Origin of the sequence: Synechococcus sp. PCC 7335 (genome assembly GCF_000155595.1) — a bacterium.
Classification (GTDB): domain Bacteria; phylum Cyanobacteriota; class Cyanobacteriia; order Phormidesmidales; family Phormidesmidaceae; genus Phormidesmis.
Genome location: NZ_DS989904.1, coordinates 2,825,427 through 2,841,619, shown reverse-complemented (window position 1 = coordinate 2,841,619; position 16,193 = coordinate 2,825,427). Strand labels below are relative to the sequence as shown.

Genomic DNA, 16,193 nt, shown 5'->3' with positions numbered 1-16,193 from the left:
GTCGTTTTAGCGGTGACGAATTTGTTGTGCTGATTACCCCTGCTGCATCTACGCAGGTATCTACAAGGTTAGAGCCCAGGCAAACGAACCAAGAGACTATAGAAGACCTAGCACGGTATCTTTGCAATTGTCTAGCTGAAGTGTATGAGATAGATGGCTATAGGTTGCCTACCACAGTAAGTATAGGCATTGCCTTTAGCGATTCTATCCACGAAGACTCAGATGATCTACTACGCAACGCCGATATCGCACTATGTAAGGCAAAAGCAGCAGGTAGAGGACAATATATGATATTTGACCATCAAATGTATGAGGAATTGGTGTCGCGATCGCAGCTAGAGCGCGATCTAAGTCAAGCTATCTCTCAGATAGACGATTATTCAGTAGATGCTAATGGCTAACCCTCCGTTTATTGTCGAATATCAACCTCATCTCTGTTTTAGCACCGGCTACCTCAGTGGATTTGAAGCACTTGTTCGGTGGGAGCATCCAACTCATGGACGCATCTCTCCTGCTAACTTTATTCCGATCGCAGAAGAGACTGGTCTAATCATTCCGTTAGGCGCTTGGGTGCTCAAAACAGCCTGCTGCCAGCTGAAATCCTGGCAAGATACATTTCCTCGCTTTAAAAGCCCCCTTATAATCGCTGTCAACTTCTCCGGAAAACAGCTACTGCAGCCTAATATCGTAGGTGAAGTTGCACACATTCTAAAGAAGACTGGCCTAGCCGCTAGCTGTCTACGTCTAGAAATTACTGAAAGCGTTCTAATCAATAACCTAACAGTTGCCAAAACCCGGCTAAAAGAGCTGAGCCAGCTTGGCATTCAGCTAGCAATTGACGATTTTGGGACAGGGTATTCTTCTTTAGCTCGTCTACGAGAGTTTGAAGTTGACGTTTTGAAAATCGATCAATCTTTCATTCACCAGATGCAGGCGCTCGACGAGAATACTGAATTCATCAAAGCCATTATTGAACTTGGCCACAGCCTGAATATGAGCATTAATGCAGAAGGTATTGAAACACCCAGTCAGCTCTCTAACCTTAAAAAGTTAGGCTGTGATGAAGGTCAAGGACTGCTCTTTTCTAGATCACTACCCCCACATCCAGCCGAAAAGCTTATTGCCGAGAGCGTCAGGGGCAATAGTCACCTGACAAAGTTGCTGACAACGGCGTGAAGATCTCGCATGAGGGGTATTAAAAAAAGGGATAGCAATTACACTATCCCTTCCTCTACAGTTTCAAATTTTCAGGTAAGTGGTGACAAATTAATCGGCACCGGCAAGTCACCTTGGGCAGCTAGCTACATCATGCCCATGCCGCCCATGCCGCCCATGCCGCCCATGCCACCCATGCCGCCCATGCCACCCATGCCGCCCATGTCGCCACCGGGCATTGCGGGTTCAGGTTCAGGCTTCTCTACGACAAGAACTTCAGTGGTTAGTACCATACCGGCGACTGAAGCCGCGTCTTGTAGCGCTGAGCGAACTACCTTTGCCGGGTCAATAATGCCAGAACTCAGTAGATCTTCATACTTGCCAGTAAGCGCGTTGTAGCCAAAGTTGGCATCCATGTCTTTGACTTTCTCAACGACTACAGAGCCTTCCGCGCCCGAGTTGTCAGCAATTTGACGCAACGGAGCCTCTAGTGCCCGTATGACAATATCTACACCCGTTTTCTCTTCATTTGAAAGAGACGCTTTCATGCTATCGAGCTTTTGAGCTAGGTGAAGCAAAGTAGCGCCACCACCTGGAACAATTCCTTCTTCAACCGCTGCTTTAGTAGCACTTAGAGCATCTTCAATTCGCAGCTTACGATCCTTAAGCTCAGTTTCAGTCGCTGCGCCCACTTTAATAACAGCAACACCGCCAGCTAGTTTTGCCAAACGTTCAGCCAGCTTCTCCTTATCGTAGTCAGAATCCGTCAAGGATAATTCCTTACGAATCTGCTCTACCCGCTTAGCAATATCGTCTTTGTTACCGTTTTCAGATACCAAGGTCGTGGTGTCTTTGGTAACTGTGACCTTTGAAGCCGTTCCAAGCATATCGATAGTGGTTGATTCTAGCGATAGACCGACCTCTTCAGAAATTACCTGGCCACCTGTAAGCGCAGCAATATCAGCTAACAGTGCTTTGCGACGTTCACCAAAACCAGGAGATTTAATGGAAGCAACATTGAGAACACCTCGCGCTTTGTTAACGACCAAAGTAGCTAGAGCTTCACCTTCGACGTCTTCAGCAATCACCAGCAGCGGCTGCCCAGTACGACTGACCTGCTCTAGCACTGGCACTAAGTCCTGAATCGAGCTAATCTTCTTGTCAACAATCAAGATGCGAGCATTTTCTAGCTCAACCACCATCCGTTCTTGGTCGGTGACAAAATAAGGAGACATATAACCGCGATCAATCTGCATCCCTTCTACAACGTCAAGCTCAGTGTCTAGAGACTTAGATTCTTCTACAGTAATGACGCCATCTTTTGTAACTTTATCCATTGCCTGAGCAATCATGTCACCAACCATTTCATCGTTTCCGGATGAAACAGCTGCCACCTGAGCAATGTCGTTACCAGCAACAGGCTTAGCAACAGCTTCAATTTCAGAAACTAGATAGGCAACTGCTTTTTCGATTCCGCGACGTAGACTAACTGGATTCGCACCTGCGGCCACGTTTTTTAGACCTTCACGAATGAGCGCTTGAGCAAGTACGGTGGCAGTCGTCGTGCCATCGCCTGCTAGGTCTTTGGTCTTGGAAGCTACTTCTTGGACCAGACGAGCACCTGTATTCTCATACGGGTCATCAAGTTCAATTTCCTTTGCGATAGTGATGCCGTCGTTGACGATTTGAGGTGCACCAAACTTCTTTTCTAGCACCACGTTTCGGCCTTTTGGACCCATAGTGATCTTGACTGCGTCCGCCAGGGCATTGACGCCGCGCTCAAGCGCTTGGCGCGACTTCTCATCGAATAATACTAATTTCGCCATATGCCGATTGTTACGAATTTCTGCATTACAGAATTTAGCACTCGTTAGCTCAGAGTGCTAATCTACTTTGCCAATGTATCGGTCGCGGTAGAAGAGTAAAAGTCGCAATAACCGATCCTTTCTACGTATAGCAATCTGAATTCAGTCTTGACGTATGGCAGTACGCATTGAGCCTAAACTGTTCTAGCTAAGCCTAGGCTTCAGATAGGGGTCCTAACCTATAGGCATGCGCTACGATCTCTTAATCAACACGTCGATAAAGGGCACTACTAAAGGGCTATAGCTAAAGCGCTATAGCAAAGGCCCCTAGCACCTTTGTAGCACTGGGGACCTTTGCAAAACTAAGAGGATCCAGGTGAAATCCTAGACCAGCGGACTGGGCACTTAAGGAGTAGCATTCTGTCCAGTCAAACTGGCACCACCTTCTTCTAGAAGGCCTGAGGCTTGACCACGTCCTTCTACAGCGCCATTGATTGCTTTCCACGCAGGCAGGCCACCCTTGATAGCACTGACCTTTTGGAATCCAGCTTCTTGCAGCTGAATAGCGGCAGCCGCCGTATCTTGATCAGAGTCGCTATAAACGAAAATATCTCGCTCTGGAGACATCGACTGCTTAGCACGTTCTACTAAATTCTTATCAGCGGGCATAGAAACTGCTCCCATGATCCGTTCATCATTGAAGGCTTCGCGATCACGCACATCGACAATCGTTAATGCAGGTTCGCCCCAGTCTAGTCTGGACTTAACATCATTGGGCGTCGCGATTGTGTCGTACTCAGCCTTAGTCGACACAGGGGTTGCTTTGCCAATGTTCTCCTGGGCTGTATCAACAGCATCTAGCACTCGGCCTTCTGCTTGCTTAGCTTTTTCTAGGACTGTTGTGGTATCCTCTTGTGCTTTTTCAATAGTCTGGTCGACTGCATTGTCTTCCATAGTGGTTGCGATCCTCGGTTGATTTAATAATGTGTGAGTGTATGAGAGCGATACAGGTTCTAGAGAGTTTCTGTTTCAGGGTTAGCTGAATCAAGATCAAATCTTTCCTGATCGCGAGCTTCTAGTTTTTCTTTGGTTGCTAGTGGCTCTTCAGGGTGAATGTCTAATCCGGCACTCTCACCCATTTGGTCAATACCTAGATGATTTGTTCCTTCGTCTTGAGTCGAAGAAGGATTGCCTGCAAAAGCACTTTTACCATCTACGGCAGCCTGCTTTGGAAGAGAGTCGGTGTTTTCCATAATTTGGTTAAAACCTTTGTTACATTCGTATTTAATCCTAATTTCTTCTTACGCTACGCATCTCTACAGATAGTGGGAAACATTCTCTTTCTTTTAGTAGACATTCGTTAATGCGTACCAGAAGCCCGCCTCAATGGTGGTGGTTATTTCACCGAAGTACGTTTGCATTAGAGAAAAATCTATGGCCCTATCCATAGCCATAGTCTTATAGAAAAAGATGACTTGCAGCACCATCTTCGTACATCCTTAGCACATCCCTTAGATGTTGTATAAGACGGTTAATCTAGTTGTTACCAACGCATGCTATATGTAGCTTTCAACTGGCTTTGGCTTTCGACTGGTTCTATTAATTTCTGGTTCTATTAATTTAAGGAGAAGCATGCAGGGATTGAAGGGTAAGAACGTTCTAGTGACAGGGGGAAGTAGCGGTATTGGTCAGGCGATCGCCGTGCGATTTGCTCAAGAAGGGGCAAACGTTGCAGTGAACTATTACAAGGGCGAAGAGGAAGCCAACGTTACGCTTGAGCAGATGCGTTCTGCCAGCGCAGCGGCAGGAATTGAGCCCGGTACGCTTAAGGATATGAAGGTGCAGGCGGATGTGTCTCAAGAGAAGGATGTTGCTGCCATGTTTGAGCAGGTATTTGAGACCTTTGACGGACTAGACATCTTGATTAACAACGCGGGAATGCAGATTCAAGCACCTTCTCATGAGCTCGAAATTGATAAATTCGACAAGATGATCGACATCAATATGAAAGGAGCATTTATGTGTTCGCAAAAGGCGATCACACATTTTCTTGAAAACGGTGGGGGCATTATTGTCAATGACTCTAGCGTTCACGAACTCATTCCTAGACCTAGATACGTGGGCTACACCATGAGTAAGTCAGGAATGCAGGCGATGACACGCACACTGGCTCTAGAATATGCTCGTGATAATATTCGGATCAACTCATTTGCTCCAGGAGCAACGCTGACGCCGATCAATCCTTGGAAAGACGATCCTCAAAGGAAAGGAGAAATTGAAAGTCATATCCCAATGGGACGTTCGGGGACGTCTGAAGAAATGGCAGCAGTAGCTGCATTCTTAGCTTCTGATGACGCAGCATACATCACTGGGCAGACGCTGTTCGTAGATGGGGGACTGACGCTATTTCCTTCTTTTCGAACCCCTTGGACAGGGTAAGGGGTAAACAGAGTAAGGATAAGGATGAGCATACCTGGAGAGTGAACAGGTAGAGATCAAGTAGGCAATGAGGGTGCAGCTATGCTGAAGTCTTGGATGGTGATTGCAGGGGTTGGTCTGGCGATCGCGTTGTTGTCTAATATCATCAGACCGAAGGATGTGAAGTGGTTTCGGCGACTAGAGAGGCCACAGTGGCTAACTTTTGAAAAGCTGATTCCGGTAATCTGGACAACGGTTTTTGTCTGTGGCGGCTGGTCCGCCTATATCATCTGGCAACAGACTCAGTCTTGGGCTTGGATGAGCGCATATATCGTGCTCGAAGTAGTGACGGTTGCATTTACACCGGTTTTACTTTGGTCGCATAGTTTATTGGCAGCTAGCTTTATTGGTGGCACTGGGTTTGTAATTGGGCTAGTACTGGCGATCACGGTGTTCAATGTTTCTATCTGGGCAGCTATTTTATTAATTCCCTACCTGTTGTGGAGCCCAGTTGGAACGTACACTACCTGGGAGATGAAAAAGCTAAATTCGTAAGTCAAAAAGGCTGCGCCTACGTGCAGTTGTCTTGGTGTGTGTTCCTTTAGCGCCGTACGACGACACGGGTTCGCACCGCTACTATGCCCTCTACGTTGTATAGCGAAGGCTATAGCCTTTCGCAGGGTAGTAAGCGAGGTGCGAAAAGCCATAGATATTCATAAAAGGCCTTGGCTACTAGCGCCCCTGACTAGCAAAGTAATCAGCCATCCTCACTTTGCTAGTCATTTGCTAGTCAAAGGGATGCTATCCCAACACAATTGGATCGAGGTCGTAGGCTTTCCACTTACTATTTGCTCTTTCTGCCACTAGCGTACGTAGAACAAATTGAGGCTGATCATCTACTTCACCCTCTAGACTGTTCTGAGAACTGCCATACTTCACATCCACTCGGAGCGCAGTATAGGGCCTTCTAGTTTTACTGCCGTGTCCTTCTCGCCCGACAAATAGATGACACTTGGCAACAGGCTCACCAAATTCTTCTAGAACCGCACCTTCTTTTCTTTGTCTACGCAAGCTAAAACCGCTGCCGCCACAGACAATCCAAGGAATTGTGCGATCGCCATGCCCTGTTTCTAGAGTCTTCAAATACTCAAAGCAATGGGCATGACCACTCAGCACAAGATCAACTAGTGGCCTAGTGTACTCTTTAATCTCCCTTTGGACATCATCGAGAACTTCTCTAAGGTGTGTGCGCACAGCAAGGGTCTGTCCTTGAAACCATTTGGTGCTTTCTGTGACGTAGGGTGGATGATGAAAATACAGAACTCTACCTTTAGCAGTAGGATCTTGCCAAGAAGCAATCAAACGATCACGTAGCCAATCCAACTGTTCCGTATCAACAGTCGTGTTCTCTAGAGATGCATTGAGCTGCTTGTCAATATCCTGTAGCTGCTCGTCTATTTGCTCCATCTTGGCGTAGATCCGGGCAGAACGACCAGCCTGCTTAGGAACATCGGCGTTGAGGGTAGCAGATTCTAGGGCAAGCGATCGCATCTGTTCGTCTAACTCATCCCGCTGCTTTTCGATTTTCTCACGTAGCATCCTGCCTTCTTCTGTAGGCGGCAACGGCTGCGGTGCATTGAATGTATTGCTGTCTAACGCAAAAAAATCAATTCCGTTCTTTCTAAAGGTGTAATAGCGATTGGGTATACGAGTGAACTCGCCTGGTACATAGCGTAGACAGTAACCTGTCTCTTTTTTGACCGTATAGTGTGCTTGCAGATGTGTCTTGAGCTGACGCAAGCTAAGTGGTTCAACAAAATCAATAAAAGCTCTTGAGAAGCCCTCTCCTTGATAAGAACCGTGCCAACCCACGTCAAAATTAATTCGGCGTCGCAGCAATTTACGAATAGGCGTTAGCGCTTTACTAAGCAAGCCTGAGACAAGGGGCAAATCATAGTAATCATGATTGCCCAGTACTGGTAGAAAGGGCAATTTAAAGACCATTTGGTCAAAGCGGACCTTATGAGGTGCTTTGCCATTCACCAAGAACTCTCGATACGGCTCGATAAAGTTGTCTGGATATTGCTCGCTAGAGCCGACTAGATAGACGACATCACCCGTATGTAGTATGAAGTCGCACTGGTCGGAGTGCTGTAATAGCCGCTTGGTAACTCGGCGCTGTGGACTATCTCGAACATGTCGACTCGTGCCGCTATCGCCAATTACCAAAAAAGAGAAATCCTGATTGGTTTTGTTTGTGTCTTGGTCTTTTCCTACCCTTTGCTCAACAATCTCCAAACAAGTCTGGTCGATGTTTGCCTCTTTCCAGACAGGATGCTGCCAGCGAACTCGCTCTTTCATTCGAGCAATTTTAGTGGTGATCGCCGGATCAACTACAAATCTCATAACCTAATTCGCTGGTTTACCGTTAGTTCCTACTAGACTGTAGTACGTCTTCCTACAACTAGAACGGGGTATATCAAAAACAAATCAGAGAGTGCGCTTGCGACTGCTATGAACTTTCGCTGAAGACGCTGCACTTACTCGTGATTCTACTGATAAGCGATCTACATTTGATCTAGATACCAATGCTGTAGTTTTGAGTAGCGATGTTCCCTAAAAATCGCAATACGTTTCCGCTGATTGCTGTGCTGTTATCAGCAGGCGTAGTAGCTGGTCTTAGCGGGATTTTTTTACTGATATCTGAACGGCTAGAGAGTGGTATAAATATCACTTCAGAGGTGAGCGTACGCGGTCAAAGCACCATACAGACAAGCTCTGCCAAGATATTGGGCTCTCATGCAGCGACTGTGCTGAGCCTAGCGACTACCGGTCCTTTAGTGGCAAGTAGCAGCTACAACAATACTGTGAAATTATGGAATCAAGCTGAACCTGAAATAGCGCGATCGCTTGATCATAAAGGTAAAATCAACGACCTCGTCTTCACAGCAGATGGCCAGCAGCTGATCACAGCAAGTAGCAGCGGCGATATCAGCCTATGGAACATACCTAGCACGGAGCTGAGCACGTCTTTTGCAGGTAGCTCAGCTCGGATCATGAGTGTCGCCGTTAGCTCTGATAACACCAGGTTTGCAGTCGGTGACAGTAGTGGCGCTATCCAAACGTGGACACTAGATGACACGCTAAAAAGTATCCGGAGCAATCCTTGGGGTAGCGATAGCGAATTTCCAGAGGCTACTACCCTCAACACCGCTGGCCCCCAGATCAATACCCTTGCTTTCCACCCAGCCAACTCTAACTTACTAATCAGCGGCGACCAAGCGGGCACCATCCGAGTCTGGGATATCGCTCAACAAAAAAATACCCTCACTTTAGAAGTCACCCCCGAACGTGTCTTGAGCCTTTCTATCAACGATAAAGGCTATATTGCTAGCGGCCACTCTGATGCGTCTATTCGGATTTGGAACTTAGAAAATACTCAGCTGACTCAGACACTGGTGAATCATGATCTGGTAGTCGCCGATGTTGCCTTTAGCCCTGATGGAACTCTGTTAGCAAGCGCTAGCTATGACGAGACTATCAAGGTTTGGGATTGGCAGAGAAGTGAAGTACTTTGTACGCTGAAGGGACATTCTGGATTTGTGTACTCTGTCGCGTTCAGCGGTGCTGGGGATACATTAATGAGTGGTGGATACGATGGCACAATTAGAGCCTGGGATCTGACAGCAGTGGTGAACAAAGAATGCTAAGTCTATTGACCTAGGCGATTGAAGAGTTCTATCTTTCGTCTGGCTATTTTTGAGATGAGCTGTCACCCTCGGTAGAGATCTTCTAAAAAGGAGTCTTCTATGCTGAAGGGTGACGATTCAACCATCACAAAACTATACCTATGTCTACAACATCGGAACGCCGACCCAAGCCTAAAGATATCCCTGGACAACAGCTTGCTTACCCGGCTAGTCAAGCCGATATGACGCCTGCCCCCGATAGTGATTTATCTAACTATAAGGCGGCTGGTAAGCTGACAGGCAAAGTAGCCATTATTACAGGCGGTGACTCTGGAATCGGACGAGCAGTAGCGATCGCTTATGCCATGGAAGGAGCTAACACTGCTATTCTGTACAACGCTAATGATGACGACGCTAGTAAAACTAAGGAAATAGTAGAAGAGCGCGGCGGTCAGTGCTTACCGATTAAGATGGACGTTCGCAAACCTGAAGAATGTGAGGACGCGGTAAAACAGACGGTTGAAAAGTTTGGTCAACTCGATATCTTGATCAATAATGCTGCCTTTCAGATGGTGCAAGAAGATATTGCGGATCTGACTATCAAACAGTTTCATGAAACTTTCGAGACTAATATCTTTGGCTACTTTCACATGTTCAAAGCCGCCTATCCTTATCTTAAAGAAGGCGATGTGATTATCAACACGGGCTCTATCATCGGTAAGCAAGGCAAGAAGTTCTTAGTGGACTATTCCTCTAGTAAAGGCGCCGTACATACGTTTACAAAGTCGTTAGCGCTAAACCTTGCAGACCAGAAAATTCGGGTGAATGCTGTTGTTCCGGGCCCAGTCTGGACACCCAATATTCCAGCAACAATGCCCGAGGATGAAGTGGAAGGCTTCGATAGTGCCAATGCCATGAAAAGAACAGGTCAACCAGAAGAATTAGCGCCTGCCTATGTGTTCTTAGCAGCTGAAGATAGCAGCTTCATGACGGGTGCTTTGATTGATGTAACTGGAGGACAGCTGTAGAAAAGCTTCATCTCTAGTCTGCCGATCCGTAAAACCCTTTAGCAAGGCGTTGCTAAATCAAAAGCGAGTCAATTTGTTAAGCTAAACAAGCTAGAGGTTCCGAAATTTGCATCATTTACAGAATTAGCAGCGCCTATACCTATCATTAGCTGGTAGAGAGATACGAAAGGAACCTTCTAGTACTACCTACCGAAGACACTCTATTCCACAAACGATAATGTTCAAAGGTATTTAGAGCAATACAAACTGACTGTTCTTCAAGCTAGCCATATCTATATCTGTAACAGTAGCTAAGACCTCGTTGGTATTGGTGACGAGTATATTATTACCAGAAAAGGTAAGCTCACCGACGCCCAATCCTCCTGACAATCCAATCAGATCCTGGTCACCAAAATCAGTAATTAGATCGCTCCCCTCCCCAAGCGCTAAGACAAAGGTATCTCTGCCACTTCCACCTGTGAGAACATCATTGCCTTGACCACCAATAAGGGTGTCGTTACCGACTCCACCGATCAGAGTGTCGTTACCGGTTCCACCCACTAAGAGGTCCTTACCGTTGCCACCATCTAGGAAGTCCCTGCCGTTGCCGCCGATGAGAGTATCGTAGCCTTGACCACCAAAGAGGACATCATCACCTTCGCTGCCGTCGAGAAAATCGCTGCTAGATAGACCAGAGAGAGTATCTCTGCCCTCACCGCCGGTGAGATTATCATTGCTGTCGGTGCCAAGGAGGATATCTTTGGGCACGTCGCTGATTCCAGTAATAGAGACCGTTACAGTGGCAATACTGCTTTTACGACCATCACTGAGGGTGTAGTCAAAGCTATCGGTAGCTACATCAGCTAGGCTAAAGGCTTCAAATTGTCCGTTAGGATCGTAGGTAAAGCGACCATCAAGGTTGAGGGTAAGTAGTGCACCCGAAGCCAAAGTCACGCTATTACCCACATCAGTTGCTTTACCGTTGACTGCTGCGATAGCAAGGGTATCGCTATTGAGAGGGCTATCGTTGGACAGGACATTACCACCGAGAATGCTGTCCTTATTGGTATTAACAACGTCATCAACGGCAATTATAGTGTTGTCGGTCACCGTACGGCCAAAGACAACATAGCTCTCGCCTGCATAGCTATTCCCGTTGGAGTCTACAGAGAGTGCGCCGATAATCAGATCGTCGATGCCATCGCCATTCACGTCCCCTACCTTGTTCACCGAACCACCTGAGATATCGGTAGTATCAATGCCATTAAGAACAAACCCATTGCGACCATCGAGGCTAGAGAGTTCAAAGCGGCCCCTGCTACCGACGCTCTCATTACCAAAGACGACATAGCTCTCGCCCGCGCGGTCCTTACCGTTAGGAGAAGCGCCAGGCGCGCCAATAACTAGATCATCGATGCCATCGCCGTTGATGTCTCCTGCACCGCTAACGGAATGACCCAAAGCATCATGAGCATCGATGCCTTTAAGAACGAAGCCATTAGTTCCATCAAGGCTAGAGAGTTCAAAGCGGCCGCTGCTGCCGACGCTCTCACCACCAAAGACAACATAGCTCTCTCCAGAACTAGGGCCGTCGGGGTCAGCATCAGGCGCGCCAACAATCAGATCATCAATACCATCGCCGTTGATGTCTCCTGTACCGCTAACGGAATCACCCAAAGCATCACGAGCATCAACGCCATTGAGGACAAACCCGTTGCTACCATCGAGACTAGAGAGTTCAAAGCTGCCGTTGCTGCCGACACTCTCACCACCAAAGATGACATAGCTCTCCCCAGAACTAGGCCCATTAGGACTAGCAGACGGGGCACCAATGAGCAAATCGTCGATGCCATCGCCGTTGATGTCTCTCGCACTACTTACCGACCAACCGGAACGGTCAAAGGCATCGATGCCTTTAAGAACGAAGCCATTAGTTCCATCAAGATCAGAGAGTTCAAAGCGGCCACCGCTACCAACTCCTCTACCGCCAAAAACGACGTAGCTCTCGCCTGCTTTTTCGTTGCGATTTGGATTGGCTCCTTGTGCCCCAATAATCAGATCATCAATACCATCGCCGTTGATGTCTCCTGCACCGCTGACCGAACGGCCAGAAAAGTCATGCTCATCAATGCCATTAAGAACAAACCCATTGCGACCATCGAGACTAGAGAGTTCAAAGCTGCCGTTGCTGCCGACGCTCTCACCACCGAAGATGACATAGCTCTCCCCAGAACTAGGCCCATTAGGACTAGCAGACGGGGCACCAATGAGCAAATCGTCGATGCCATCGCCGTTGATGTCTCTCGCACTACTTACCGACCAACCGGAACGGTCAAAGGCATCGATGCCTTTAAGAACGAAGCCATTAGTTCCATCAAGACCAGAGAGTTCAAAGCGGCCACTTCTACCCACTCCTCTACCGCCAAAAACGACATAGCTCTCCCCTGCATAGCTGCTGTCGTTTGGGGCAGCGTCTCGTGCGCCAATAATTAGATCATCAATACCATCGCCGTTGATATCGCCTACACCGCTGACCGAACGGCCAGAAAAGTCACGCTCATCAATACCATTGAGGGAAAAGCCGTTGCTGCCATTAAGGGCAGCCAAATCAAACTTCGCTAGAAAATTCATATTGTTCTATTTCATAATGGGAGAGCATTGTATTGGTAATTTTCAGGAATCTGTTGGAACTAAGTTACGAAAGCAGGGGTTACCCTTCTACTAGCGTGAAGCAGATAGGTATTGATAGCGTGAAGCAGATAGGTATTGACTGGGTCTCCGTTCAGCTCACTTTGGTCAGCGGCCGATATCGCAGAACGGAGACTGCAAAGTAACTCTGCAGTCGTGAGGCCACATGACTATAGAAACAAGTCCTTGCAGGAAGTCAAAGAGTTTCTATCAGTGTCTGCTTACTCATTCTGAGTAAGCAGACACTGGCAAGTAACAAACTGATGAGGCAACCTTCTTTGTTTAGATGGTCAAGAATTGGTTTGTTGATCAGCAGTTGTATGAGATGCATCTTAGACAGAAGCGAGTGTAACAAACTGATCACTCTTGACCGAGCATTGTACATAACACTTCTATCTCTATACTTATCATCTTTATATTCATGTAGTTACTACTCAAGCAGCCTGATACATCTCGCTTGATAGACCAAATAGAGTCGTTATACAAGCCTTGCAGCAATAGCCTCTTAGAAAGAGCCGCTTCCATTCGAGCGCCAGAGACATCAGTGTTTATGCCTACAGTAATTAATCATTCTTTGTTGCAATCTGTGGAGTAATTAAGTGAATCATATGGTAAATCGTTTAACTCATGAAGAGAGAGAGCACAGCGCTCTAAACCTACCCATATTCCGCTAGCTTTAACAGCGTGGTTTCAACTAATTTCACTTCTTTACAAAAACATTTCCATTAAGGGGATAGCAAAGCAGGGATACATTCTTACTTTGTCCCAGTAGGCGTTCCCTCGTACCATACGACGACATGAGGTCTCATCGCTGCGGGTAAAGCTAACCCCTCACCCTGTACTGGTTTCTGTCAGTCTTCGATCGCTTCCTCTATGGCAAGCTAAGTGCTTGCAGACACAAAGACGCTATTGAGGAAGAAAATCTCACAGGTAACCACTTCTCTTTCTAGTACCTTTATCCTCGAGTTTTAGGGAGCATTTTTATCAATTTGCAATCCTTGACCATCCACATAAGCGAATTAAATGAGCTATGTCTTACCAAACTTGATGTGATATCTATCGAAGCCACGATCCAGTGCCGCTGCATTTATAGAAGCATTCACCTTATCTGGTTCCAGTTGGCTTACGAAAAGCTTCCTATGCATTTAGCGCAGCGATCGCCTGATCGCTGCGCTAAAAATTTGTCTATAAGTAGGCCGCATTAGGCCACATTCTTATCTACGGCGTTTACGCTTTGCTGAGTAGAAGCTCTGTGATTACGTTTAGCGCTGAGCCTTAAGCTCAGCATGCTGCCAGTTTAATCAATGGTCCAAAGGATAAACATCAATCTGGTAAATCAGAGCGAGATTAGCTAGTTTAATGAACGGCTTTAGCCACGATCTGTTGTCCTACTTAACGCTCTTAACGCTCCTCAAAGGCTAGCGTCTGGTTCTATACCTACTAGAGGAACTAGATCTTCGCCGATTTCTTAGGCGACTAAAGGAGGGGAATCCAAGACTTACCATGCCTAGAAGTCCTATAGGTAGCCGCTGTGAGCCGGAGCGAGTGTACTTCGATGGCGCTTCTGCTTGAACGCTGCTGCGACTGGTGTCCTGCAATCTCCTTTGAGCGATAGTAGGTGACTGCTTCGGCTGCCATTGGTTCAGCGTCACTAGAGAAAGTAGCCCAACAACGATAAGTGAACTGAGGTGATTCATCGACTTGTCGACACGAGAAGGTTTGGTGTGAGTGATGTACGTGCTAACAATGAACCAGATAAAGATACCAACAGCTAGCAGCAACGCAATGATGTTGATCGTAGGGCTGTTGGCAAAGGTGTAGATAGCGCCCTCTGTTGGGCCGTCAATGGCACTATTAAAGTCTTCAATAGTAGAGAATGGGCTGGACATCTTTAAACTCCCTTAGAAACCTTACAACGTCGGAATGCTTGTCTGTGAAACTGGAACGGCAGCAGCTCCCCCGCCAGCATTCTCCTCAGTGATGATGGGATACTCAGGGTAGCCTTCTAAGCCAAATTCCGATAGATCCAAACCACCAATTTCTTCTTCACGGGGAACCCGTAGCATACCTAACTTTTTCAGAACAAAACTCACACCGTACCCAGGAATAAACCCTAGAATAACCGTGCATACGAGCGTACCGACTAACTGTCCGATAAAACCAGTCAGCGGGATGCCTTCTCCTTGTGGATAGCCTGTTGCCATAACGCCTACTGCCATCGCCCCGATTACGCCGCAATAGCCATGCACTGCAAAGGCGCCTACCGCATCGTCGATGCCGGCTTTTTCTACGGCGTTACCGACAAAAGGCATAGTGTAAGCACCAATGAACGCAATCAAGATGACAATTGGTGGACTGTAGAGGTCTAAACCCGCACCTACGGAGATGATACCTGCGAGACCACCAGAAATAGTGTAGAACGGGTCTGCTTTAGAGGAAATGTACGCACCAACGATACCCGAGCACAGAGCTAGGGTTGTGTTGACGCCTATAGAAGCTAGCGTCATCGGTGTGCCGTAGATTGTGATTTCTACGGCTTGTCCAGGTACGAAAATCACACAGGCGGCGAGAAAAGCATAAAACCCTACGAAAATTAGCATCAGCCCTACCATTGTCAACGGTAGGTTGTGGGGCAAGATGGCTCTGGGTCTGCCGGTGCTGTCGAACTTACCAATGCGAGGACCAAGGTTGATGAGAACGCCCAACGCGAAAAAGCCTGCGACACCATGCAAGACAGCCGAACAGCCAAAGTCATGATAGCCAAACTGAGTTAAGAACCAACCATATGGATTCCATCCCCAAGCTGCTGCAACAACCCAAGTGAAAGAGCCTAGAACGACTGCTAGAATCGCATAAGCGCCCACTTTTATTCGCTCGATGACTGCGCCTGAAAGGATAGAGGCCGTCGTCATTGCAAAGAGTGAGAACGCGAACCAGAAAACGCCTGTGAGGTTGTCGGCGACATTGGGACCGAGTGCAGGCGACCATGGATAGGAAGCTTGAACTAAGCCTAAGACTTCACCGACAACGCCTTCGGAATTAGGGTCTGTCCAAGGTCCGACGATGCCCCCCTGCAGCGGAAACAGAGGGAAAGCGTTATACACCCACCAGCCAAAGAAGAAGAATGTTAGACCAATAATTGATAGGGTTAATAGGTTCTTGACCATCGTGGCCAAGACATTCTTTGCACGCGAGGCTCCCCCTTCGTAAGCGAGAAAGCCAACGTGGATAAGGAGCATAAATACGGAAGCCCAATAATAATAGGATTCCGATACGAACGTTGCCAGAAATTCTTGCGATTCAGGAGTCATAAAGCGCTCTGCATCATAGGATTGACTAGGGTTATCGAGCTAAGTCGAGCTGAGAAATGATTAGAAGAAGGCGTTAGCTAAAGAGAACCTAGAGGAAAACTAGGAACAATATGCGTTTGG

At 47.3% G+C, this 16,193-nt stretch carries 13 protein-coding genes; 6 read left to right on the top strand and 7 right to left on the bottom strand.

Annotated elements, in window-relative coordinates; genetic code table 11:
* Together S7335_RS25945 and S7335_RS12385 are read left to right on the top strand one after the other, a co-directional pair.
* Window positions 1-401: diguanylate cyclase domain-containing protein (locus S7335_RS25945; protein ID WP_157620472.1), on the top strand; the 401-nt coding region annotated here is incomplete at its 5' end.
* The gene (locus tag S7335_RS12385) at window positions 394-1,176 is read left to right on the top strand and encodes a bifunctional diguanylate cyclase/phosphodiesterase (RefSeq protein ID WP_006455420.1); all 783 of its coding nucleotides are present in this window, start codon (window positions 394-396) and stop codon (window positions 1,174-1,176) included. The genes S7335_RS25945 and S7335_RS12385, both read left to right, overlap by 8 nt.
* A gap of 125 nt (window positions 1,177-1,301) precedes the next feature.
* Here S7335_RS12385 and groL read toward each other — a convergent pair whose 3' ends face one another.
* The 3 genes from groL to S7335_RS12370 all read right to left on the bottom strand — a co-directional run bounded on the left by groL (window position 1,302) and on the right by S7335_RS12370 (window position 4,213).
* Window positions 1,302-2,981 (bottom strand): chaperonin GroEL, encoded by a 1,680-nt coding sequence (groL, locus tag S7335_RS12380; protein ID WP_006456066.1) that lies wholly within the window; start codon window positions 2,979-2,981, stop codon window positions 1,302-1,304.
* Window positions 2,982-3,365: 384 nt separating this feature from the next.
* Window positions 3,366-3,914 (bottom strand): rhodanese-like domain-containing protein, encoded by a 549-nt coding sequence (locus tag S7335_RS12375; protein ID WP_006454020.1) that lies wholly within the window; start codon window positions 3,912-3,914, stop codon window positions 3,366-3,368.
* Between the two features lie 59 nt (window positions 3,915-3,973).
* Window positions 3,974-4,213: a DUF6335 family protein gene (locus S7335_RS12370; RefSeq protein ID WP_006454067.1), complete on the bottom strand. Its 240-nt coding sequence runs from the start codon at window positions 4,211-4,213 to the stop codon at window positions 3,974-3,976.
* A 379-nt stretch (window positions 4,214-4,592) separates the two neighbouring features.
* On the opposite strand from S7335_RS12370, the gene S7335_RS12365 reads away from it, so the two are divergent.
* Together S7335_RS12365 and S7335_RS12360 are read left to right on the top strand one after the other, a co-directional pair.
* On the top strand, window positions 4,593-5,399 hold the full coding sequence (locus S7335_RS12365; RefSeq protein WP_006453963.1) for a glucose 1-dehydrogenase: 807 nt from the start codon (window positions 4,593-4,595) through the stop codon (window positions 5,397-5,399).
* An 81-nt stretch (window positions 5,400-5,480) separates the two neighbouring features.
* Entirely contained in the window at window positions 5,481-5,933 is a 453-nt protein-coding gene (locus tag S7335_RS12360; RefSeq protein ID WP_006456537.1) for a TspO/MBR family protein, read from the top strand.
* A gap of 246 nt (window positions 5,934-6,179) precedes the next feature.
* On the opposite strand, the gene S7335_RS12355 is transcribed toward S7335_RS12360, so the two are convergent.
* Window positions 6,180-7,784, bottom strand: coding sequence for a metallophosphoesterase (locus S7335_RS12355; protein WP_006455836.1), 1,605 nt, complete (start codon window positions 7,782-7,784; stop codon window positions 6,180-6,182).
* 203 nt (window positions 7,785-7,987) lie between these two features.
* Between S7335_RS12355 and S7335_RS12350 the strand changes: the two genes are divergently transcribed.
* Both S7335_RS12350 and S7335_RS12345 read left to right on the top strand, forming a co-directional pair.
* Entirely contained in the window at window positions 7,988-9,088 is a 1,101-nt protein-coding gene (locus S7335_RS12350) for a WD40 repeat domain-containing protein (RefSeq protein ID WP_006453872.1), read from the top strand.
* A gap of 140 nt (window positions 9,089-9,228) precedes the next feature.
* Window positions 9,229-10,095, top strand: a complete 867-nt coding sequence (locus tag S7335_RS12345) for an SDR family oxidoreductase (protein WP_006453811.1) — start codon at window positions 9,229-9,231, stop codon at window positions 10,093-10,095.
* A 231-nt stretch (window positions 10,096-10,326) separates the two neighbouring features.
* On the opposite strand, the gene S7335_RS12340 is transcribed toward S7335_RS12345, so the two are convergent.
* The 3 genes from S7335_RS12340 to S7335_RS12330 all read right to left on the bottom strand — a co-directional run bounded on the left by S7335_RS12340 (window position 10,327) and on the right by S7335_RS12330 (window position 16,073).
* Window positions 10,327-12,705, bottom strand: a complete 2,379-nt coding sequence (locus tag S7335_RS12340; RefSeq protein WP_006453549.1) for an Ig-like domain-containing protein — start codon at window positions 12,703-12,705, stop codon at window positions 10,327-10,329.
* A 1,475-nt stretch (window positions 12,706-14,180) separates the two neighbouring features.
* Window positions 14,181-14,651, bottom strand: a complete 471-nt coding sequence (locus S7335_RS12335) for a hypothetical protein (RefSeq protein ID WP_006454559.1) — start codon at window positions 14,649-14,651, stop codon at window positions 14,181-14,183.
* A 21-nt stretch (window positions 14,652-14,672) separates the two neighbouring features.
* A complete protein-coding gene (locus tag S7335_RS12330) occupies window positions 14,673-16,073 on the bottom strand; it encodes an ammonium transporter (RefSeq protein ID WP_038016173.1) in 1,401 nt (466 codons plus the stop codon).
* Window positions 16,074-16,193: the final 120 nt, after the last annotated feature.